14 protein-coding genes and 3 pseudogenes are annotated in these 20,329 nt (G+C 74.4%); 5 read left to right on the top strand and 12 right to left on the bottom strand.

All coding sequences use genetic code 11. The features are described from left to right. The first annotated feature begins 479 nt into the window (after nt 1-479). Nucleotides 480-1,493, top strand: a complete 1,014-nt coding sequence (gene trpS / locus ABD363_RS30630; RefSeq protein ID WP_344609475.1) for a tryptophan--tRNA ligase — start codon at nt 480-482, stop codon at nt 1,491-1,493. Between the two features lie 95 nt (nt 1,494-1,588). Here trpS and proC read toward each other — a convergent pair whose 3' ends face one another. From proC to ABD363_RS30605, 5 genes and pseudogenes are all read right to left on the bottom strand, one after another. Further along, nucleotides 1,589-2,401: a pyrroline-5-carboxylate reductase gene (gene proC, locus ABD363_RS30625; RefSeq protein ID WP_344609473.1), complete on the bottom strand. Its 813-nt coding sequence runs from the start codon at nt 2,399-2,401 to the stop codon at nt 1,589-1,591. Nucleotides 2,402-2,510: 109 nt separating this feature from the next. Continuing rightward, the gene (locus ABD363_RS30620; RefSeq protein ID WP_344609471.1) at nt 2,511-3,308 is read right to left on the bottom strand and encodes an ABC transporter permease; all 798 of its coding nucleotides are present in this window, start codon (nt 3,306-3,308) and stop codon (nt 2,511-2,513) included. Beyond that, nucleotides 3,305-4,124, bottom strand: a pseudogene (locus tag ABD363_RS30615) (ABC transporter ATP-binding protein). Before ABD363_RS30615 ends, ABD363_RS30620 begins: the two are co-directional and overlap by 4 nt. Next, nucleotides 4,124-4,654 (bottom strand): EamA/RhaT family transporter, encoded by a 531-nt coding sequence (locus ABD363_RS30610; RefSeq protein ID WP_344609469.1) that lies wholly within the window; start codon nt 4,652-4,654, stop codon nt 4,124-4,126. Before ABD363_RS30610 ends, ABD363_RS30615 begins: the two are co-directional and overlap by 1 nt. A 489-nt stretch (nt 4,655-5,143) precedes the next feature. Next, the gene (locus tag ABD363_RS30605; protein WP_344609467.1) at nt 5,144-5,464 is read right to left on the bottom strand and encodes an SH3 domain-containing protein; all 321 of its coding nucleotides are present in this window, start codon (nt 5,462-5,464) and stop codon (nt 5,144-5,146) included. Nucleotides 5,465-5,643: 179 nt separating this feature from the next. Between ABD363_RS30605 and ABD363_RS30600 the strand changes: the two genes are divergently transcribed. Beyond that, nucleotides 5,644-7,824 carry a serine/threonine-protein kinase gene (locus ABD363_RS30600; RefSeq protein WP_344609465.1) on the top strand — a complete coding sequence of 727 codons (2,181 nt, stop codon included), beginning with the start codon at nt 5,644-5,646 and terminating at the stop codon, nt 7,822-7,824. A gap of 86 nt (nt 7,825-7,910) precedes the next feature. Here ABD363_RS30600 and ilvD read toward each other — a convergent pair whose 3' ends face one another. The 4 genes and pseudogenes from ilvD to ABD363_RS30580 form a co-directional block, all read right to left on the bottom strand. After that, on the bottom strand, nt 7,911-9,764 hold the full coding sequence (gene ilvD, locus ABD363_RS30595) for a dihydroxy-acid dehydratase (protein WP_344609463.1): 1,854 nt from the start codon (nt 9,762-9,764) through the stop codon (nt 7,911-7,913). A gap of 200 nt (nt 9,765-9,964) precedes the next feature. Next, nucleotides 9,965-10,588: pseudogene (locus ABD363_RS30590) on the bottom strand (TetR/AcrR family transcriptional regulator); the annotation flags it as partial. Nucleotides 10,589-10,791: 203 nt separating this feature from the next. Beyond that, nucleotides 10,792-11,616, bottom strand: a complete 825-nt coding sequence (locus ABD363_RS30585; protein WP_344609461.1) for a sugar phosphate isomerase/epimerase family protein — start codon at nt 11,614-11,616, stop codon at nt 10,792-10,794. A gap of 137 nt (nt 11,617-11,753) precedes the next feature. Then, nucleotides 11,754-12,686: a Ppx/GppA family phosphatase gene (locus ABD363_RS30580; RefSeq protein WP_344609459.1), complete on the bottom strand. Its 933-nt coding sequence runs from the start codon at nt 12,684-12,686 to the stop codon at nt 11,754-11,756. 163 nt (nt 12,687-12,849) lie between these two features. On the opposite strand from ABD363_RS30580, the gene ABD363_RS30575 reads away from it, so the two are divergent. Then, on the top strand, nt 12,850-13,665 hold the full coding sequence (locus ABD363_RS30575) for a DUF3109 family protein (RefSeq protein WP_344609477.1): 816 nt from the start codon (nt 12,850-12,852) through the stop codon (nt 13,663-13,665). A gap of 193 nt (nt 13,666-13,858) precedes the next feature. On the opposite strand, the gene ABD363_RS30570 is transcribed toward ABD363_RS30575, so the two are convergent. Further along, the gene (locus tag ABD363_RS30570) at nt 13,859-15,583 is read right to left on the bottom strand and encodes a BACON domain-containing protein (RefSeq protein WP_425578042.1); all 1,725 of its coding nucleotides are present in this window, start codon (nt 15,581-15,583) and stop codon (nt 13,859-13,861) included. 189 nt (nt 15,584-15,772) lie between these two features. On the opposite strand from ABD363_RS30570, the gene radA reads away from it, so the two are divergent. Together radA and disA are read left to right on the top strand one after the other, a co-directional pair. Then, nucleotides 15,773-17,182 carry a DNA repair protein RadA gene (gene radA, locus ABD363_RS30565; RefSeq protein WP_344609455.1) on the top strand — a complete coding sequence of 470 codons (1,410 nt, stop codon included), beginning with the start codon at nt 15,773-15,775 and terminating at the stop codon, nt 17,180-17,182. Nucleotides 17,183-17,262: 80 nt separating this feature from the next. Continuing rightward, the gene (disA, locus tag ABD363_RS30560; protein WP_344609453.1) at nt 17,263-18,387 is read left to right on the top strand and encodes a DNA integrity scanning diadenylate cyclase DisA; all 1,125 of its coding nucleotides are present in this window, start codon (nt 17,263-17,265) and stop codon (nt 18,385-18,387) included. 215 nt (nt 18,388-18,602) lie between these two features. Here disA and ABD363_RS30555 read toward each other — a convergent pair whose 3' ends face one another. Next, nucleotides 18,603-19,496, bottom strand: coding sequence for a hypothetical protein (locus ABD363_RS30555; protein ID WP_344609451.1), 894 nt, complete (start codon nt 19,494-19,496; stop codon nt 18,603-18,605). A gap of 160 nt (nt 19,497-19,656) precedes the next feature. Then, a pseudogene (locus ABD363_RS30550) lies at nt 19,657-20,329 on the bottom strand (hypothetical protein); the annotation flags it as partial.

The following is a 20,329-nucleotide window of genomic DNA, read 5'->3' as shown; positions in this document are numbered from 1 at the left end:
GGCCTGATCCCCAGTCAGCGGGGTTCGTCCTCGCGGCCGTTGGGCCGTTCCGACGAGTGAGACTTTAGCGGATTCCTGGCTCCCGAGCTAATCGGGGGCTGCGTTCTTTCGAACGCGGATTCCTCATTCCGCAAATACGCACGCCAAAAGACGCCGAGCGCACGACGAAAGATCGTCGATCGCTGGTTGGTACTTGCGGGATGGCTGTCCGGGGACCGACCGCAGTCGGTGCTCACGTCGGACAACTCGGAGAACAGTACGGATCGGGTGGGGGCGTGTCAACTCTGGTCCGGGGAGGATCCGGGAGGCGTAGCCTGGTGCGCGTGATGACGCGTACGTGCACCCTTCAGTGGTGGGCCGCCTGACGGCGGCCGTACTCACGTATGCACTCGACGGCCGCCGCCTCGGCGGCCGTACTCGTATCTCCCTCCAGGAGGGGCGGCCGGCTCAGGCGGCGGTCCTGGACCGGAGGTGGAGAGATGACGCGGGTCTTCAGTGGGGTCAAGCCGACCGGGCACCTGACGCTGGGGAACTACCTGGGGGCCATGCGGCGGTGGGTCGCCGTCGATCAGCACCGGGCCGACGCGCTGTTCTGCATCGTCGATCTGCACGCGCTGACCGTGGAGCACGATCCGGCGCGGGTGCGCAGGCTGAGCCGGCAGGCGGCGTCGCTGTTGCTGGCGGCGGGACTGGATCCGGCGTTGTGCACCGTGTTCGTGCAGAGCCAGGTGGACGAGCACGCGCGGCTGTCGTACCTGCTGGAGTGCGTGGCGACCGACGGGGAGATGCGGCGGATGATCCAGTACAAGGAGAAGGCCGTGCGGGAGCGGGGGCGGGGCGGGAGTGTGCGGCTGTCGCTGCTGACGTATCCCGTGCTGATGGCGGCGGACATCCTGGCGTACGGGACCGACGAGGTGCCGGTGGGGGACGACCAGGTGCAGCACGTGGAGCTGGCCCGGGATCTGGCCGTGCGGTTCAACCAGCGGTACGGGTACACGTTCGTGGTGCCCAGGGCGACGCGCCCGGCGGTGGCGGCACGGGTGATGAACCTGCAGGATCCGACGTCGAAGATGGGCAAGAGCGACGACGTCGGGCCGGGGATCGTCTATCTGCTCGACGAGCCGGACGTCGTGCGGAAGAAGATCATGAGGGCCGTCACCGACAGCGGGCGGGAGGTCGTGTACGACCGGGAGGCGCGGCCGGGGGTGGCGAACCTGCTGGAGATCCTGGCGGCCTGCACCGGTGGGGAGCCGGCGGAGCTGAGCGGGGCGTACACGTCGTACGGCGCCCTGAAGGAGGACACCGCGGAAGCCGTCGTCGAGGTGCTGCGGCCCGTGCAGCAGCGGCACAAGGAGCTGTGCGCGGATCCCGGCCATGTGGAGGAGGTGCTGCGGGACGGGGCGCGCAGGGCTCGGGCGACGGCCCGGCCGACCGTGGATGCCGCCTATCGCGCGATCGGGCTGTTGCCGGCGGCCTCCGGCGCTCGTCCCTGATGTCCGCGTCGCGCTGACCTCCGCGTCGCGGCGCGGGCGGCCCGCTGGGCGCGGTGTGCCGTCCTCCTCCGTGCGGGGGGGAGGCGGCACACCGGTCAGTTGGTGTTGCCGGAGGCCAGTTCGCGGCTGCGGTCACGGGCGGCTTCGAGGGCGGCGATGAGGGCGGCCCGTACGCCGTGGTTCTCCAGTTCGCGGATGGCGTTGATGGTCGTGCCCGCGGGGGAGGTGACGTTCTCGCGGAGCTTGACCGGGTGTTCGCCGCTGTCGCGGAGCATGGTCGCCGCGCCGATCGCGGACTGGACGATCAGGTCGTGGGCCTTGTCGCGGGGGAGGCCCAGGAGGATGCCGGCGTCGGTCATGGCTTCGACCAGGTAGAAGAAGTAGGCCGGGCCGGAGCCGGAGAGGGCGGTGCAGGCGTCCTGCTGGGACTCGGGCACGCGGAGGGTCTTGCCGACGGCGCCGAAGATCTCCTCGGCGTGGGTGAGGTGGTCGGCGGTGGCGTGGCGGCCGGCGGAGATGACGGACATGGCCTCGTCGACCAGGGCGGGGGTGTTCGTCATGACGCGGACCACCGGGGTGCCGGCGGTGAGCCGCTCCTCGATGAAGGAGGTGGTGATGCCGGCGGCTCCGCTGATGACCAGGCGGTCGGCGGGGACGTGGGGGGCCAGCTCGTCCAGGAGGGTGCCCATGTCCTGCGGTTTGACCGTGAGGATCAGGGTGTCGGCGGTCTTGGCGGCTTCCGGGTTGGTGACCGGGGTGACTCCGTGGCGGGTGCGGAGTTCCTCGGCCCGTTCCCGGCGGCGGGCGGTGACCAGGAGGTCGGCCGGGGCCCAGCCGGCCCGGATCATTCCGCTGAGCAGGGCTTCGCCGATCTTGCCGGTGCCGAGGACTGCGACTTTCTGGGTCATGGCGGGGGTGCCTCCGGGGGTTGCGTCGTCCGGCTTCATCCTCGCACCGGGGGCGCGGCCGGGGGCGGGGTGTCCGGTGGGCGGGACGCCGGCTGCCCGGCGGGGGCGGTCACGGCGTTCTGCGGCGGAGGGTCGCCGCGCCCAGGCCCAGGACCAGCAGGGCGCAGCCCGCCACGACCAGTACGTCCCGGACGAAGGCGGCGGTCGTGTCCGTGTGCCGGAGGACCTCGTTCATGCCGTCGACCGCGTAGGACATGGGGAGGACGTCGGAGACCGCCTCCAGGACGGGGTGCATCCGGTCGCGGGGGGTGAACAGGCCGCAGAGGAGGAGCTGCGGGAAGATCACCGCCGGCATGAACTGGACCGCCTGGAACTCCGAGGCGGCGAAGGCCGAGACGAAGAGGCCGAGGGCCGTGCCGAGGAGGGCGTCGAGCAGGGCCACCAGGAGGAGCAGCCAGGGGCTGCCGGTCACGTCCAGGCCCAGGACCCGGACCGCCAGGCCGGTGGCCAGGGCCGACTGGACGATCGCGAGGGCGCCGAAGGCCAGGGCGTAGCCCGCGATGAGGTCGCCCTTGCCGAGGGGCATCGCGAGGAGGCGTTCGAGGGTGCCCGAGGTGCGTTCGCGCAGGGTGGCGATCGACGTGACCAGGAACATCGTGATCAGCGGGAAGATGCCCAGCAGGGAGGCGCCGGTGCTGTCGAAGGTGCGCGGACTGCCGTCGAAGACGTAGCGCAGCAGGAGCAGCATCAGGCAGGGGATCAGGAGCATCAGCGCGATGGTGCGCGGATCGTGGCCGAGCTGGTGCAGGACCCGGGTCGCGGTGGCCGTGGTGCGGGAGAGGTTCAGGGCGCTCGTGGCGGCGGGGCCGGCGGGCGCACGGGGCGGGGTGGCGCTGGTGGGGTTCATCGCGTGGTGTCCTTCGTGCGGCTCGCCCCGGTCGCTTCGTCGACCAGGCGCAGGAAGGCGGCTTCGACCGTCTCGGAGCCGGTGCGGGCGCGCAGGGCGTCGGGGGTGCCGTCGGCGAGGAGTTCGCCGTCGCGCAGGAGCAGGAGGTGGTGGCAGCGTTCGGCCTCGTCCATGACGTGGGAGGAGACGAGGAGGGTGGCGCCGCGGTCGGCGGCCAGGGAGTGGAAGAGGTCCCACAGGTCGCGGCGGAGGACCGGGTCCAGGCCGACGGTGGGTTCGTCGAGGACCAGCAGGTCGGGGGTGCCCAGGAGGGCCACCGCGAGGGAGACGCGGCTGCGCTGGCCGCCGGAGAGGGCACCGGCCAAGGCGCCGGCGTGCGGGGTGAGGTCGACGTCGGCCAGGGCGCGGGTGACGCTCTCGTGGCAACGGACTGCGAAGGCACGGCCGGGGTCGAGGATCGCCGCGAAGTAGTCGAGGTTCTGGCGGACGGTGAGGTCGTCGTAGACGGAGGGGGCCTGGGTGACGTAGCCGAGGCGGGTGCGCAGGGCGGGGTGGCCGGCGGGGCGGCCGAGGACGTGCAGGGTGCCGGTGACCTTGGCCTGGGTGCCGACGATCGCGCGCATGAGGGTCGACTTGCCGCAGCCGGAGGGACCGAGGAGGCCGGTGATCCGGCCCCGGGGGACGGTGAAGCCGAGGTCGCGCAGGACGGTGCGGGAACCGCGGACGACGGTGAGGTTCTCGGCGTGGACCGCGGGGGCGGCGGGTCGTGCCCGGGGAGGGGCGGTCCGGCGGACGTCGTACCCGGGAAGGCCGGATCAGGAGCGGCGGCGCTTCCTCGACGGGTTGCCCGAGCGGCGGGTGAGGCGCTTCTCGTGCCGCTCGCGGGCCGTCTCGTACTCCTCGCGGTGCAGTTTCTCGCCGGGGGCCTCGATGAGGGAGCGGACGGAGTAGGCGAGGAGGGAGCCGACGAAGCCGATGGTCAGCAGGGGGCGCAGGGAGGCCTGGCGTTCGGGGTCGGGGCGGCGGGTGAAGCCGTCCCAGGTGTGGCGGAAGGCGAGCGCGCTGCAGATCGCGGACATGGCGACCATGAGGAATGTGACGAAGCCGCCGACGTCGGCGATCCGGAGGCCGTCGTAGGCGAAGCGCAGGACGAGACAGGAGGCGGCGGCCGCGGCGAGCGAGCCGGCGGCCACGCCGACGCGGCGGGCGGCGTAGCCGTTGTCGTGGTGCAGCCAGGTGGTGCCGAAGAAGCGGAGGGGTTCCGGGCGGGGACCGGTGAGGGACGCCGGGTCCGGACTGCCCTGGGGGCCCGCGGGGGTGTCCGGGGTGCCGTTGTCGTCGCTCACGGATCGATTATGGCTCCGGCGCCGCCGCGCACTCGTCAGGGGTGCGCGGCGGCGCGGGTGGGTGCGGCCGTCGCCGCCGGTGTTCGGGTACGTGTCCGGGACGTGCTCCCCGGTGCCGGTGCCGGTGTCGTCCCGGATGCTTGGCGTGCCGTGCGGGCCCGGCCGCCGGCAGGGGATCGCCGCCCTGGCGCCTTCGGGCGGCGTGCGCGCGACGGCACAGCCGGTGCCGGGAGCGCTGCGCGCGTTCGGGCGGCGCCGGACGCGATCGAGTGGGGGCGCGGGGTCCCCGCCTGGGCTGGGCCGGGCCCGGTGGCACGGGAACGCCCCGGCGCCGGCCGCGAGCGGGGCGGGCCGGCGTCCGGTGGGTGTCCGTCACAGGTGCCCTCCGGAGGGATGCCGCGTGCCCCCTCCGGAGGAATGCCGCGTGCCCCCTCCGGAGGAATGCCGCGTGCCCCCTCCGAAGGAGTGTCAGGCGCCCCCCGATCGGGGTCAGGCGCAGCGGGAGGCGACGTAGCCGTCGCTGCCGGTCTGCACGTAGGCGTCCGAGACGTACTCGCCGTTGCTGATGTTGTCCCAGATGTTGCTCGTGCCGTACGGGCCGGTCACCGTCGTGCCCGGCTTCTGGCAGTAGATCGGGACGCGGGCCCCCTCGGGCAGGACGCGCACGATGGAGTAGCCGGTGCCGGGACCGCTGCGGACGTTGAGGCGCACGCCCGGGGCGACCGAGTAGTAGCGAACGGCCGCCGCGGCCGCCGTCAGGACGGTCTCCTCCTTGCCGCCCTCGGCCTCTTCGACACTGCCAACAGACATATGGTCCTCCCCCGTCGGATCCCACGACTGTCGTGGGGCCCCGTTGATACCCCCAGGTCGCACGGCGAAACACACGTGCGCACATCGCACACGCAGGCTAGCAAGCCTCCTCCGCCCCACCGGAGTCATCGACTAGGCTCCGTGCGTCGCACGCGGACGAACAGCACGGGGGTGGTCCCATGGCGGCACCGCAGAATGCCGGACCGAATACGGAAGCGGAACTTCCCCAATACGCCGGTCACTACCGTCTGGAGTCCTGTCTGGGGTCGGGCGGCATGGGGGTGGTGCACCTGGCCCGCAGCACCTCGGGGCTGAAGCTCGCGGTGAAGGTCGTCCATGCCGAGTTCGCCAGGGATCCCGAGTTCAGGGGGCGTTTCCGGCAGGAGGTGGCCGCGGCGCGCAGGGTGAGCGGGGCGTTCACCGCGCCCGTGGTGGACGCCGATCCGGAGGCCGGACGGCCGTGGATGGCGACGCTGTTCATTCCGGGCCCGACGCTGGCGGAGTACGTGAAGCGGAACGGGCCCATGGCCCCTTCCCAGGTGCGCCGGCTGATGGCCGGGCTCGCGGAGGCGCTGCGTGACATCCACCGGGTCGGAGTGGTGCACCGGGACCTGAAGCCCAGCAACGTCCTGCTCGCCGAGGACGGGCCCAAGGTCATCGACTTCGGGATCTCCCGGCCCAAGGACAGCGAACTGCGCACCGAGACGGGGAAGTTGATCGGTACGCCGCCGTTCATGGCGCCCGAGCAGTTCCGGCGCCCGCGCGAGGTGGGGCCCGCCGCCGACGTCTTCGCGCTCGGGTCCGTGCTGGTGCACGCGGCGACCGGGCGCGGGCCGTTCGACTCGGACAGTCCGTACGTCGTCGCCTACCAGGTCGTGCACGACGAACCGGACCTGACCGGCGTGCCGGAGGAACTCGCGCCGATCGTCTCGCGGTGTCTCGCCAAGGAGCCCGAGGAGCGGCCCACGCCCGACGAGTTGATGCGGGAGTTGCGGTCGGTGGCGGCGTCGTACGACACGCAGGCGTTCATACCGGCGCAGCGGACGGCTGATCCGTCCGGCCCCGGCCCCGGCTCCGGGGCCGAGCCCGCTCGCGAGTCCGGCCCCGGCCCCGCATCCGGCCCCGAGTCCGGTGTCGCGGTGTCCGGGGCGCCGGCCCGCGGGCACCGGCCCGGCCGGTGGCCGTCCGGCCGGCGCCGGGGCGGACGCGCGGTTCTGGTGGCCGTGGCGCTCGGTCTCGTCGCGGGCGGCGCCCTGGTCTCCCTCCGGCCGAGCGGTGGCGACGACCCCGCGCCGAAGGGGACGTCCGCACGGGCCGGGCGGGCCGCGTTCGCCGGGTGGGCGGCGGAGCCGCTGTCCGGCAGCGGGGGCATGCCGCAATGCGCGTACGGCGCCGGCCGGTTGGTCTGTGCGCAGCCGGGCGTGGTCTTCGCGCTCGACCCGTCCGACGGCACGCTGCTGTGGCGGCGCCCGGTCGCCACGGAGAACGTCAGCGACGCGCCGGCCGTCGCGGGAGGGCTCGTGCAGCCCTACCCGGACGGGGGCCCGCGGCAGGAAGGGCTCGATCCCGCGTCGGGCGAGAAGGTGTGGCAGCGCGACTTCTCCGCGTACGGGTCGCTCGGGCACGCCGGTGACATGCTGCTGCGCACGGAGACGGACGGGACGGTCACCGGGGTGGACGGCGCGTCGGGGAGGACCGAGTGGAGCCGGCGGATACCGGGGCACGCCGGCCCCGTCTTCGCCTCGTTCGCCGGGGATCCGCTGGCCTACGCGACGAGCGTGTCCGACGACGGCACGACGCGGGTCACCGCGGTCGACCCGCGCACGGGCGACGTGCGGTGGGACGCGACGCTGAGCGGAGCGCTGGAGCCCGTCGGCGCCCACGGCGGCTCCGTCGTCCTGCTGGCCACCGACCGGGTCACCGGTGACACGACCGGCGTCGTCCGCTACACCCCCCGGTCACGGACGACGGACCGGGTGACGCTGCCCGTCCCCCGCCAGGACGTCCAGGCCACCGTGCACGGCGACGTCGTCCACCTCCTGGCCTCCGGGGGCGCGCTGGAGGCCGTCGACCTGGGGGCGCGCAAGCGGCTGTGGCAGCTGGAGACGTCGGTGCCGCGGGGATCGGCGCCGGCCGCCGACGACAGCCACGTGTACGTCACCGCCCCCGACGGCCGTCTCCTCGCCGTGGACGCGCGCAGCGGAGCGCTCCGCGGCCAGACCCCGTCCCGGCTCGGCTCCGCCTCCGGGCAGGTCGCGGGCGCCGTGCCCGAACCCGTCCTCGCCGACGGCCGCGTCTACGCCGCCGCCCCCGACGGCACCGTCTTCGCCCTGGACGCCCGGGACCCCTCCTCCTGGTAGGCCCCGCGCCACGGGGTCCTCCCGGCGGCCGTGCGCGACGGGGCCGCCCCCCGTGGAGAGGGAGGCGGCCCCGCGGGACCCGGGGGTCAGCCGAGCTTCGTCACGTCCCGCACCGCGCCCTTGTCGGCGCTGGTCGCCATCGCCGCGTAGGCGCGCAGGGCCGCCGAGACCTTCCGGTCGCGGTTCTTCGGGGCGTACACGCCGTTCAGGGCCTGTTCGCGGCGGGCCAGCTCCGCGTCGTCGACGAGGAGCTCGATCGAGCGGTTCGGGATGTCGATGCGGATGCGGTCGCCGTCCTCGACGAGGGCGATCGTGCCGCCCGAGGCGGCCTCCGGGGAGGCGTGGCCGATGGACAGGCCGGAGGTGCCGCCGGAGAAGCGGCCGTCGGTGACCAGGGCGCAGGCCTTGCCCAGGCCGCGGCTCTTCAGGTACGAGGTCGGGTAGAGCATCTCCTGCATGCCGGGGCCGCCCTTGGGGCCCTCGTAGCGGATGACGACCACGTCGCCCTCCTTGACCTGCTTGGTCAGGATCTTCTCGACGGCCTCCTCCTGCGACTCGCAGACGACCGCCGGGCCCTCGAAGGTCCAGATCGACTCGTCGACGCCGGCCGTCTTGACCACGCAGCCGTCGACCGCGAGGTTGCCGCGCAGGACCGCCAGGCCGCCGTCCTCGGAGTAGGCGTGCTCGGCGGAGCGGATGCAGCCGTTCTCGGCGTCCTCGTCCAGGGACTCCCAGCGCTCGGACTGGGAGAAGGCCTCGGCCGAGCGGACGCAGCCGGGGGCCGCGTGCCACAGCTCCACCGCCTCCGGGGACGGGGAGCCGCCGCGGATGTCCCAGGTCTTCAGCCAGTCCGCCAGGGACGGGCTGTGCACCGCGTGGACGTCCTCGTTGAGCAGGCCCGCGCGGTGCAGTTCGCCGAGGAGGGCGGGGATGCCGCCGGCGCGGTGCACGTCCTCCATGTAGTACGTACGGGTCTTGGCGACGTTCGGGGCGACCTTCGCCAGGCAGGGCACGCGGCGGGAGAGGGCGTCGATCTCGGTCAGGCCGAAGGGGACGCCCGCCTCCTGGGCGGCGGCCAGCAGGTGCAGGATCGTGTTGGTGGAGCCGCCCATCGCGATGTCGAGGGCCATCGCGTTCTCGAAGGCCTGGAAAGTGGCGATGGAGCGGGGCAGGACCGAGTCGTCGTCCTGCTCGTAGTAGCGGCGGGTGAGGTCCATCACCGTGCGGGCCGCGTTCTCGTAGAGCGCCCTGCGGGCCGTGTGCGTGGCCAGGACCGAGCCGTTGCCGGGCAGGGACAGGCCGATCGCCTCGGTGAGGCAGTTCATCGAGTTGGCGGTGAACATGCCGGAGCAGGAGCCGCAGGTCGGGCAGGCGTTCTCCTCGATGCGCAGCACGTCCGCGTCGGAGACCTTGTCGTTGGCGGCCTCCACCATCGCGTCGATCAGGTCCAGGGTGCGGACCGTGCCGTCGACGAGGGTGGCCCGGCCGGCCTCCATCGGGCCGCCGGAGACGAAGACGGTGGGGATGTTCAGGCGCAGGGCCGCGTTGAGCATGCCCGGGGTGATCTTGTCGCAGTTGGAGATGCAGATCAGGGCGTCCGCGCGGTGCGCCTCGACCATGTACTCCACGCTGTCCGCGATCAGGTCGCGGGAGGGCAGGGAGTAGAGCATGCCGCCGTGGCCCATCGCGATGCCGTCGTCGACGGCGATCGTGTTGAACTCGCGCGGGATGCCGCCGGCCGCCTTCACCGCCTCGCTGACGATCCGGCCGACCGGCGCGAGGTGGGTGTGGCCCGGCACGAACTCCGTGAAGCTGTTGGCGACCGCGATGATGGGCTTGCGGCCGATGTCCGCGCCAGGTACCCCGGAGGCGCGCATCAGGGCGCGGGCGCCCGCCATGTTGCGGCCGTGGGTGACTGTGCGGGACCTCAGCTCGGGCATCGTCGCTCGCTCCTTCGGGGGGATCTGCCGGGGAGTCCGGGCAGAGTTCTGACTGTCATCGAGCGTACGCCGGTCATCCAGTGGGCGGACCGTGTGTCCGAAATGCGGGATGTGCGGCTCGGTCGTGGCGTCGGGGCCGGGGACGGGGCCGGGACCGGGGGCGGGTGGTTCCCGGCGCCGGAGGTCGGCGGTTCCCGCGGTCAGAGCCGGCCGGCGGCGGGGTCCGGGCCGGTGAGATGCCGCTGCACCACCGGCGCCACCCGCGTGATGATCTGCTCCGGGTCCGCCGACGCCAGGGGCTCCACCTTGATCACGTACCGGATCATCACGATCCCCACCAGTTGCGCGGCCGCCAGCTCGGCGCGCAGCTCCGCGTCCGGCAGACCGAGCCGGCCGGCGATGCGGCGCAGCAGCTGGGTGGCGATCAGGTGGCGGAAGACGGCGGCCGCGGTCTCGTTGTCCACGGCCGACCGGACGATGGCCAGCAGCGGCGCCCGGGTCACCGGGTTCTCCCAGAGGCCGAGGATCATGCGGGTCAGCCGCTCGCCGACGTCCTCCGGCGGGCCGTCGAGGATCGCGTCCCGGGCCCGCAGCGCGGGGGCGAGGGCCACCTCGACGGCCGCTTCGAAGACCTGCTCCTTGGTGCCGAAGTAGTGGTGCACCAGCGCCGGGTCCACGCCGGCCGCCTTGGCGATGCCGCGTACGGACGTCTTCTCGTACCCCCGCGCGGAGAACTCCTCGCGGGCCGCGGCCAGGATGCGGTCGCGGGTGCCGGCGGATTCCGTACGGCGGGGGCGGCCCCGGCGCCGGGCGGCCGGGGCCGCCGAGGGGGCCTGGGAAACCGGAGAGGACGCAAGGGCTGGGGGGACCGGAGGGGCCGAGGGGGTCGGGGAGACCGGAGAGGCCGAAGGAGCCGGGGAGACCGGAGGGGCCGGAGAGGCCGGAGGAACCGGGGAGCGTCCGTGTCCGCGCGCCCGCCCCGCCGGCGAGGAGTCGCCCTTCCCGGGGCCGGGCGCGGTCACGCCTGTCACCGCCGGGGCACCTTCGCCGCCGAGGCCAGGTGCAGGCGGGTGAAGGCCAGGGCCTCCGCCAGGTCGGCCTCCCGTTCGGCGCCGGACATGGCACGGCGGGTGTTGACCTCGATGACGACGTGGCCGTCGAAGCCGCTCACGGCGAGGCGTTCCAGCGCCTCGGCGCAGGGCTGGGTGCCGCGGCCGGGGACGAGGTGCTCGTCCTTCGCCGAGCCCCGGCCGTCGGCGAGGTGCACGTGGCCGAGGCGGTCGCCCATGCGGTCGATCATCGCGAGGGCGTCGGTGCGGGCCGTGGCGGTGTGGCTGAGGTCGATCGTGAAGTGGCGGTAGTCGTCCTTCGTCACGTCCCAGTCGGGGGCGTACGCGAGCATCTCGCGGTCGCGGTACCGCCACGGGTACATGTTCTCGACGGCGAACCGCACATCCGTCTCGTTCGCCATCCGCCAGATTCCGGTGACGAAGTCGCGGGCGTACTGCCGCTGCCAGCGGAAGGGCGGGTGGACGACGACCGTACTGGCGCCGAGCTTCTCGGCGGCCGCGCGGGCGCGCTGGAGCTTGACCCACGGGTCGGTGGACCACACGCGCTGCGTGATGAGCAGACAGGGGGCGTGCACCGCCAGGATCGGGATCCCGTGGTAGTCGCTGAGTCTGCGCAGCGCCTCGATGTCCTGACTGACCGGGTCGGTCCACACCATGACCTCGACCCCGTCGTACCCGAGGCGCGCGGCGATCTCGAAGGCCGTCGCCGTGGACTCCGGATACACGGAGGCCGTCGACAGGGCGACCTTCGCATCCGGGATGCGCACCGCTGGTTCTGCCACGAATGACAGGTTACGGGGTGCGTGCGGGATTGGGCCGGGCTCCTGCTCGTCGTTGTGGTGTTTGCCATAGCGGTCGTGTCCCTCGCCGCGAGGCGGTCCTGGCGCGGGACGGGCGGGGCGGCGGCCCGTCCGGGCCCCTACGCCGACCCCAGGTGGTCCAGGCGCCGCAGGATCACGCCCTCCCGCAGGGCCCACGGGCAGATCTCCAGCCGCTCCACGCCGAACAGGTCCATCGCGCCCTCCGCGACCAGCGCGCCCGCGAGGATCTGCCGGGCCCGGCCCGGCGAGACGCCCGGCAGCCCGGCGCGCTCGGCGGTGGTCATGCCGGCCAGCCGCGGCACCCAGGACTCCAGGGAGGACCGTTTCAGTTCGCGCTGGACGTAGGGGCCGTCGGCGGAGCGGGCGGCACCGCAGATGCGGGCCAGCTGCTTGAAGGTCTTGGAGGTGGCCACGACGTGGTCGGGGCCGCCGAGGCGGCTGAACTCGCCGACCGTACGGGCTATCTCCGTGCGCACATGGCGGCGCAGCGCGCGGACGGCGTCCGGGTCGGGCGGGTCGCCGGGCAGCCGGCCCGCGGTCAGCCGGCCCGCGCCCAGCGGCAGCGACACCGCGGCGTCGGGTTCCTCGTCGATGCCGTACGCGATCTCCAGGGAGCCGCCGCCGATGTCCAGGACCAGCAGCCTGCCCGCGGACCAGCCGAACCAGCGGCGGGCGGCGAGGAAGGTGAGCCGGGCCTCCTCCTCGCCGGACAGGACCGTGAGTTCGACGCCGGTCTCGGTGTGCACGCGCGTGAGGACCTCGTCGGCGTTGCTCGCCTCGCGCACGGCGGAGGTCGCGAACGGCAGCAGCTCCTCGACGCCCTTGTCCTCGGCGGCCCGCAGCGCCCCGTGGACGACCGAGACCAGCTTGTCGACGCCTCCGGGGCCGATCGCCCCGTTCTCGTCGAGGAGCTGGGCGAGGCGCAGCTCCACCTTGTGCGAGTGGGCGGGCAGCGGGCGCGCGCCCGGGTGGGCGTCCACCACCAGCAGATGCACCGTGTTCGAACCCACGTCGAGGACACCGAGTCTCATGGGGGAACGCTACTGCCCGCGGCGCTGCTCCCGGCCCCCGCGGCGGTCCCCGGCCGGCGACGGGGCGACTTACCCTGGACGGGTGCCAAAGACGAAAAAGGCGAAGGACGAAAAAAAGCCCAAGTCGCCCAAGAGGGACGAAATCGCCGCGGGTTCGGTGCGGGTGCCCGCGCCGGAGCGGCGGCAGCGGCCGCAGCCGGTTCCGGCGGCGCCTGCGGCGGACGACGAGAAGGGGCTCGACTTCGCGCGCGCGTGGGTGGAGTTCCCCGACCCGGCCGACGAGGAGCAGGTCTTCCGCTGCGACCTGACCTGGCTGACCTCTCGCTGGAACTGCATCTTCGGCAGCGGCTGCCAGGGCATCCAGGCCGGCCGCGCGGACGACGGCTGCTGCACCCTGGGCGCCCACTTCTCCGACGAGGACGACGAGAAGCGGGTCGCCGCGCACGTGGCGCGGCTCACGCCGGACATCTGGCAGCACCAGGACGAGGGCCTGCGCAACGGCTGGGTGTCCGAGGACGAGGACGGCTCCCGGCAGACCCGTCCGTACCAGGGTTCGTGCATCTTCCAGAACCGGCCCGGCTTCTCCGGCGGCGCGGGCTGCTCGCTGCACATCCTGGCCCTGCGGGAGGGCCGGGAGCCGCTGGAGACCAAGCCGGACGTGTGCTGGCAGCTGCCGATCCGGCGGACCTTCGAGTGGATCGACCGGCCTGACGACACCCGCGTGCTGCAGGTGTCGATCGGTGAGTACGACCGCCGCGGCTGGGGGCCGGGCGGCCACGACCTGCACTGGTGGTGCACGTCGGCGACCTCGGCGCACGGCGCGGGCGAGCCGGTGTACGTCTCCTACCGGGCGGAGCTGACGGAGCTGATGGGCAAGGCGGGCTACGACCGCCTGGTCGAGCTGTGCGAGGAGCGGCTGGCCGCACGGCTGCCGCTGCTGGCGCCGCATCCGGCGGACCCGGCCGGGCCGTCGGACTGAGCGCCGCGAGCGGGTTCCGGGCCCGGTCGTCACGTCCCGTGGTCCGCCCGGCGGGCGGACCGCGCGGCGGGCGGGTGCGTGCTCCCGGCGTGCCGGGCCCCGGGCCCCGTACGGGACGTCCTCGGATCGGGGCCCGGCGCGGTGGGCGTGCGGGCCCGGCGTCGCGGGGCGGGCGGGAAGGCGACGACCGGGCTCAGGGCGTGGCCGGGCTCGGTTCGCCGCTGCCGTCCGGCGGCGGGGCCGGGTCGGCCGGCGCGGACGGGGACGGGCCGGTGGGCGTGGGGTCCGGTGCGGGTGTCGAGGGCGGGCTGCTCGGCGTGGGTTCGGCGGGCGCCGGGGGCGTCGGGTCCGGGCGCGGGGCGGGCGGGGGCGGCAGGCCGGGGCTGCCGGGGTCCGGGCGGGCGGGGGCGGGCGCGGTGCCGTAGCCCTCGATGGAGACGACGGCGCCGGCCGGTGAGACGGCCACCCGCGCGCTCCAGCGCCCGGACGGCTCCCGCAGCTGGTCCACGTACACCTTGATCGTCGACGACTCGCCGGGCCGCAGCGTCCCCGCCGACCGGCTCAGGTAGAGCCAGGGGGCCGCCGTGGACGCGGACCAGCGCACCGGCGCGGAGCCGGCGGCGGTCAGGGTGATCAGCGTGGTGTCGCCGCGGTGGCCGGCCGTGACGGTGAGGTGCCCGGCGCCCTTGCGTCCGGCGCCGGCGGCGCCGAGGACCTCCACCGAGACGCCGCTCGTACGGTCCGTGCCGAAGCGGCTGGACCTGGCGCCGGCGTCGCCGGCGTTCTCGTAGCCGCGGGCCTCCTCGCCGTCCGCGCCCTCGGGGCCGTGGGCCTCGGCCGCGCTGGCCGGGCGGTCCTCCTCGCCCGCCGGGGCGCCCCGGTGGGCGACCCACAGGGCGAGGGCGGGGGCCGCCACGACGGTGGCGACGACGGTCGTCGTGACGGCACGCGCGCGCAGCCGGTCCCTGCGGGCCGCGTGGTCCTTGGGGTCCATCGGGAAGCCGCGCCGGTCGAAGCGGGGGGCCGCGCCCCGGGCGCGCGGGTGGTGGTTCATCGCGGCGTGCACGGCCGCGCGGGGCGCCGGCAGCACGGGCAGCTCGGCGGGGGTGACGGTGGTGCCGGGCCAGCGGCCGGGGATCGCGCGCCCGGCGGTGCGGCGGCAGCGCGGGCAGTCGTCGACGTGCCGGACCAGCTCGCGGCGCAGGGCCGCGCTGAGCACGAGCCGGTCGTCGCCGGTGAGGGCGGTCACGCTCGGGCAGCCGCCGGCCTCGACGACGGCGAGGGCGGCGCGGGTGCGCTCGACCTCGCAGGCGGCGGAGGCGAGCAGTTCCCGCGCGGCGGCCGGGTCCAGGCCGAGGACGGCGGCGATCTCGTGGACGGCCAGGTGGTGGCGCACCGCGAGTTCCAGCGCCTCGCGCTGCTCGGGGGTGGTGCCGGCGGCCTCCGGCCAGGCCAGCAGGGCCAGCTCGCGGCGGCGCAGCTCCCGGACCTCCTCGGGTTTCCCGGGCTCCCCGGACTCCCCGGAGGCGGGCGGGACGGCGGTCCGCGCGGCGCGCCGCCGGCCGGTGTCCCGGTGGTCCGCCGCGTGGCCGGCCCGGCGGTTCCGCCCGGCCCCGGCCAGCTCGCGCCGGCACGCCCAGCGGGCCAGCGCGTACAGCCAGGCCCTGCGGTCCCCGGCGGCCTGGGGGACGTGCCGCGCGCGGCGCCCGGCGAGGGCGAGGACCTCGCCCAGGGCGGCGACGGCGGCGTCGTGGTCGCACAGCACGGACAGGCAGTAGGTGAACAGGCCGTCCAGATACGGCTCGTAGTGCTCGGGCGGCCGCCGCGCCAGCGTGCGCGCCGCCATCCGGTCACGGGCCTCCCGGTGCGTCCGGTGTGCGCCGGTCCTGCGGGTCGAGGTCTCCGGAATGCTGCTCATCACCCGGTGACCGTAGGGGGCCGGGGGAGTCCCTTTCTCCCCCGCTCGGCACTTTTAATCCATACGGGTGAAACGATCCCTCATAAGAGGACAGGAATGATTCGTTCCGGGGTGGTGGGAAGCGGGGAGCCGCTCCGCGGCCCCGGCGCCCGCGTCCCGGTTGTCAGTGCCTCCGGTTACGGTTCGTGCATGGCTGCCCGTACGAAGACCGCCAAGGACCGGCCCTCCTACCGCTGCACGGAGTGCGGCTGGCAGACGGCCAAGTGGCTCGGCCGCTGCCCCGAATGCCAGGCGTGGGGCACGATCGAGGAGTACGGCGCGCCCGCGGTCCGTACCACGGCGCCGGGGCGCGTCACCACCTCCGCCGTGCCCATCGCCCAGGTCGACGGCCGCCAGGCGACCGCGCGCTCCACCGGCGTGCCCGAGCTGGACCGGGTGCTCGGCGGCGGGCTGGTGCCCGGCGCGGTCGTCCTCGTCGCGGGCGAGCCCGGCGTGGGCAAGTCCACGCTGCTGCTCGACGTGGCCGCCAAGTCGGCCGGCGCGGAACACCCCACGCTGTACATCACCGGTGAGGAGTCCGCGAGCCAGGTCCGGCTGCGCGCCGACCGCATCAACGCCCTCGACGACCACCTGTACCTCGCCGCCGAGACGGACCTGTCGGCGGTGCTCGGCCACCTGGACGCGGTGAAGCCGTCGCTGCTCGTCCTCGACTCCGTGCAGACGGTGGCGTCCCCGGAGATCGACGGCGCGCCCGGCGGCATGGCGCAGGTGCGGGAGGTGGCGGGCGCGCTGATCCGGGCCTCCAAGGAGCGCGGCATGTCCACCCTCCTCGTGGGACACGTCACCAAGGACGGCGCGATCGCCGGCCCCCGCCTGCTGGAGCACCTCGTGGACGTGGTCCTGCACTTCGAGGGCGACCGGCACGCGCGCCTCAGGCTCGTACGCGGCGTCAAGAACCGCTACGGCGCCACCGACGAGGTCGGCTGCTTCGAACTGCACGACGAGGGCATCACCGGCCTCGCCGACCCGAGCGGGCTCTTCCTGACCCGCCGCGCCGAGCCGGTCCCCGGCACCTGCCTGACCGTCACCCTGGAGGGCCGCCGCCCGCTGGTCGCCGAGGTGCAGGCCCTCACGGTCGACTCGCAGATCCCCTCCCCGCGCCGCACCACCTCCGGCCTGGAGACCTCCCGCGTCTCGATGATGCTGGCCGTCCTGGAGCAGCGCGGCCGGATCAGCGCCCTGGGCAAGCGGGACATCTACTCCGCCACGGTCGGCGGGGTGAAGCTGTCCGAGCCCGCCGCCGACCTCGCCGTCGCCCTCGCGCTGGCGAGCGCGGCCAGCGACACCCCGCTGCCCAAGAACCTCGTCGCCATCGGCGAGGTCGGCCTCGCGGGCGAGGTGAGGCGGGTCACGGGCGTGCAGCGCCGGCTCGCGGAGGCGCACCGCCTCGGTTTCACGCACGCCCTGGTACCGGGCGATCCGGGCAAGATCCCGCCGGGCATGAAGGTCCTGGAAGTCGCGGACATAGGGGACGCGCTCCGGGTCCTTCCGCGCTCCCGTCGCCGAGAGGCCCCACGGGAGGACGAGGACCGCCGGTAGACTTTGCCCTGGTCTCGCCCGTCCGTACGACCGAGTGTGCGAAACGGGAGCGCCCCAGAACCTGCGACCGGAGGAGTGCAGTGGCAGCCAACGACCGGGCAGCAGCTCCCGGAAAGTCCGGTGGGAGTGCCGGTTCCGATGGCCTGATGCGCGCCTCGCTGAGCGCCGTGGCACCCGGCACGCCCCTGCGTGACGGCCTGGAGCGCGTGCTCCGCGGCAACACCGGCGGTCTGATCGTGCTCGGCTCCGACAAGACCGTCGAGGCGATGTGCACCGGCGGTTTCGTGCTGGACGTCGAGTTCACCGCGACCCGGCTGCGCGAGCTGTGCAAGCTCGACGGCGGCATCGTGCTCTCCTCGGACCTGTCGAAGATCCTGCGGGCGGGCGTGCAGTTCGTGCCCGACGCGACGATCCCCACGGAGGAGACCGGCACCCGGCACCGCACGGCGGACCGGGTCAGCAAGCAGGTCGGCTTCCCGGTCGTCTCGGTCTCCCAGTCGATGCGGCTGATCGCGCTGTACGTGGACGGTCAGCGCCGGGTGCTGGAGGACTCGGCGGCGATCCTGTCCCGCGCCAACCAGGCCCTGGCGACCCTGGAGCGCTACAAGCTCCGTCTCGACGAGGTCGCGGGCACGCTGTCGGCGCTGGAGATCGAGGACCTGGTGACGGTCCGCGACGTCTCGGCGGTCGCCCAGCGCCTGGAGATGGTGCGCCGCATCGCCACCGAGATCGCCGAGTACGTGGTGGAGCTGGGCACGGACGGCCGGCTCCTCGCCCTCCAGCTGGACGAGTTGATCGCCGGTGTGGAGCCCGAGCGCGAACTGGTGGTCCGGGACTACGTGCCCGAGCCGACCGCCAAGCGCTCCCGCACGGTCGAGGAGGCCCTCGCCGAGCTGGACAAGCTCTCCCACGCCGAGCTGCTCGAACTGTCGACGGTCGCCCGCGCCTTGGGTTACACCGGCTCCCCCGAGACCCTCGACTCGGCGGTCTCGCCGCGCGGTTTCCGCCTCCTGGCCAAGGTGCCGAGGCTGCCGGGCGCGATCATCGACCGCCTGGTGGAGCACTTCGGCGGCCTGCAGAAGCTCCTCGCCGCCAGCGTGGACGACCTCCAGACGGTGGACGGCGTCGGCGAGGCGCGTGCGCGGAGCGTACGGGAGGGGCTGTCGAGGCTGGCGGAGAGCTCGATCCTGGAGCGGTACGTCTAGCCCCTGCCGTCGCCGCCCCGCGACGCCGTGCCCGCGCGCCCGCCGCACCGGGACCGGCCCGAGGACGTCCCGTACGAGGCTCGGAGCCCGGCACGCCGGGAGCACGCACCCGACACGCCGCGCGGCCCGCGCTCCGGACGGACGACGGGAAGGCGACGCCCGGGCCCGGCGGCAGGTCCGGACGCGCCGCGGTCCCGGCCTCCTCGCCCGGCGGGCTAGTCCTTCTCCAGCACGAACGACGTCTGCACCTTCGCGAATCCCGGAGCCTTCGCCTCCACCAGGTACGTCCCCGCGCGGGCCGATCCCGCCGCGGGCGTCGCGCACCGCGGGGCGCTCGGCTTGCGGTCCCACTTCACGGTGTACGTGATGCCGCTGTCCGCCGGCACCCGGAACAGCAGGCTCCCGGAGCCCTTGGGGCAGTCGGCCGACGACCAGAACTCGTCGTCGCTGCCGGCCTGAGTGATCGTCACCACCGTGTTCTTCGGGCCGAGATCGACCTTGCAGTCGCCGCCGGAGACGTTCCGCGCGGTCAGTTCGAAGGCCGGCGTCCGCCCGGGCTCGTAGGTGTTGCGGACGCTGCGCAGGCTCAACTTGACCGCGTTCGCGGTGCAGTCGGGCAGCGAGGAACCGGCCGGCAGCGCGTCGCCCGCGCCGACGCCGCCCGTGCCGCCGCCCTCGACGTCCCCGCCGGCGCTGCCGCCGGCACCGCCCGAGCCGCCGCCCGAGCCGTCCGCGGCACCGGAGTCCCCGGCCCCGGAGCCCGCCCCGGACCCGTCGCCGTCCGACCCGTCACCGGATCCGGAACCCGACCCGTCGCCGGACCCGCCGGAGCCCGAGCCGGACCCGCCGGAGCCCCCCGAGCCGGACTCGTCCCGGCCGCCCGGCGCCTGGCTGATCGCCGGCCCCGAACCCGACGGTCCGGGGGTGATCGAGGGCGCGGGATTCTTGCCGTTGGCACCGTTGTCGTGGTCTCCGCCGCCCCCGCCGCCCGAGGTCACGATCCACGTGATCAGCAGCGCCAACAGAGCGATCACAGACAGCAGTACGGCCCTCCGTCGCCAGTAGATGGAGGAGGGAAGCGGCCCGACCGGATTGCGCAGAGATCCCACGGCGCAAACTGTACGAGAGATCGGCGCGTTCGCCTGTCCCACCCGCCGTCAGGAGCCACAACTTTTCCGGATCATCATCCCGGAAACCGGCCGCGCACCCCGGACTTTCGTGAGGTGCGGCGCATGACGATCGCAGCATGTGACGGTGACGGCCCGCCGACTACGGCCCGTGACAACGAACTTCGGCGACACCGCGCTCCACCGCGCCGTCACGGACCTCGCCCATGACGCTCCGGCATGGGCGCGGCGCACCGCCGCAACCGGCACGGAGGCCGTGTCGCCGGTCCTCGTCGCGCCGTTCGCCGCCACCGCCTGGTGGCGGCGAACGGCACCGCGGCGCCTGCGCGTTCGCGACGATTCCGTACGGGTCGCCGGACTCGAGCAGGAACCCGGCGGCGCCGCCGCCGAGCGCGCGGGCCGGCAGGACTGCGATCACTAATGCGAACTCCTCGTGTTCCTCGTGTCCTTCGCCGGTGGGACCGACGCGCGGGATCGCGCCCTTGGCGACGAGCCGCCCCCGGTCGAAGCAGAGCCTGAAGTGGCCGACGGAGACGAGGAGTTCGCCGCCGGCGCGGTAGGAGCGGCGGTCGGCGCCCTCGGGAGGCGCGGGCGCGCGTTGCGTGGGCGGGCCGGCGACGGCCCGGTCCGGCAGCGCCCGCGCGACCTGGCCGGCCGGGGCGCCCGGGCGCGGCCCGGTGCACGCGGCGGGCTCCGGCACCGCGTGCGTCTCCCGGTGGGCGTACCAGCCGAAGGCCGCGCCGGTCGGACGGTCCCCGCGCAGGCGGCGACGCCGACGGCGGCGCGGCGGCGGGCGCGGGTGCAGGCCGAGGCCG

Origin of the sequence: Streptomyces glaucus, assembly GCF_039533365.1 — a bacterium.
In the GTDB taxonomy this organism is placed as follows: domain Bacteria; phylum Actinomycetota; class Actinomycetes; order Streptomycetales; family Streptomycetaceae; genus Streptomyces; species Streptomyces glaucus.
This window is presented reverse-complemented; position numbering and strand designations above follow the sequence as displayed.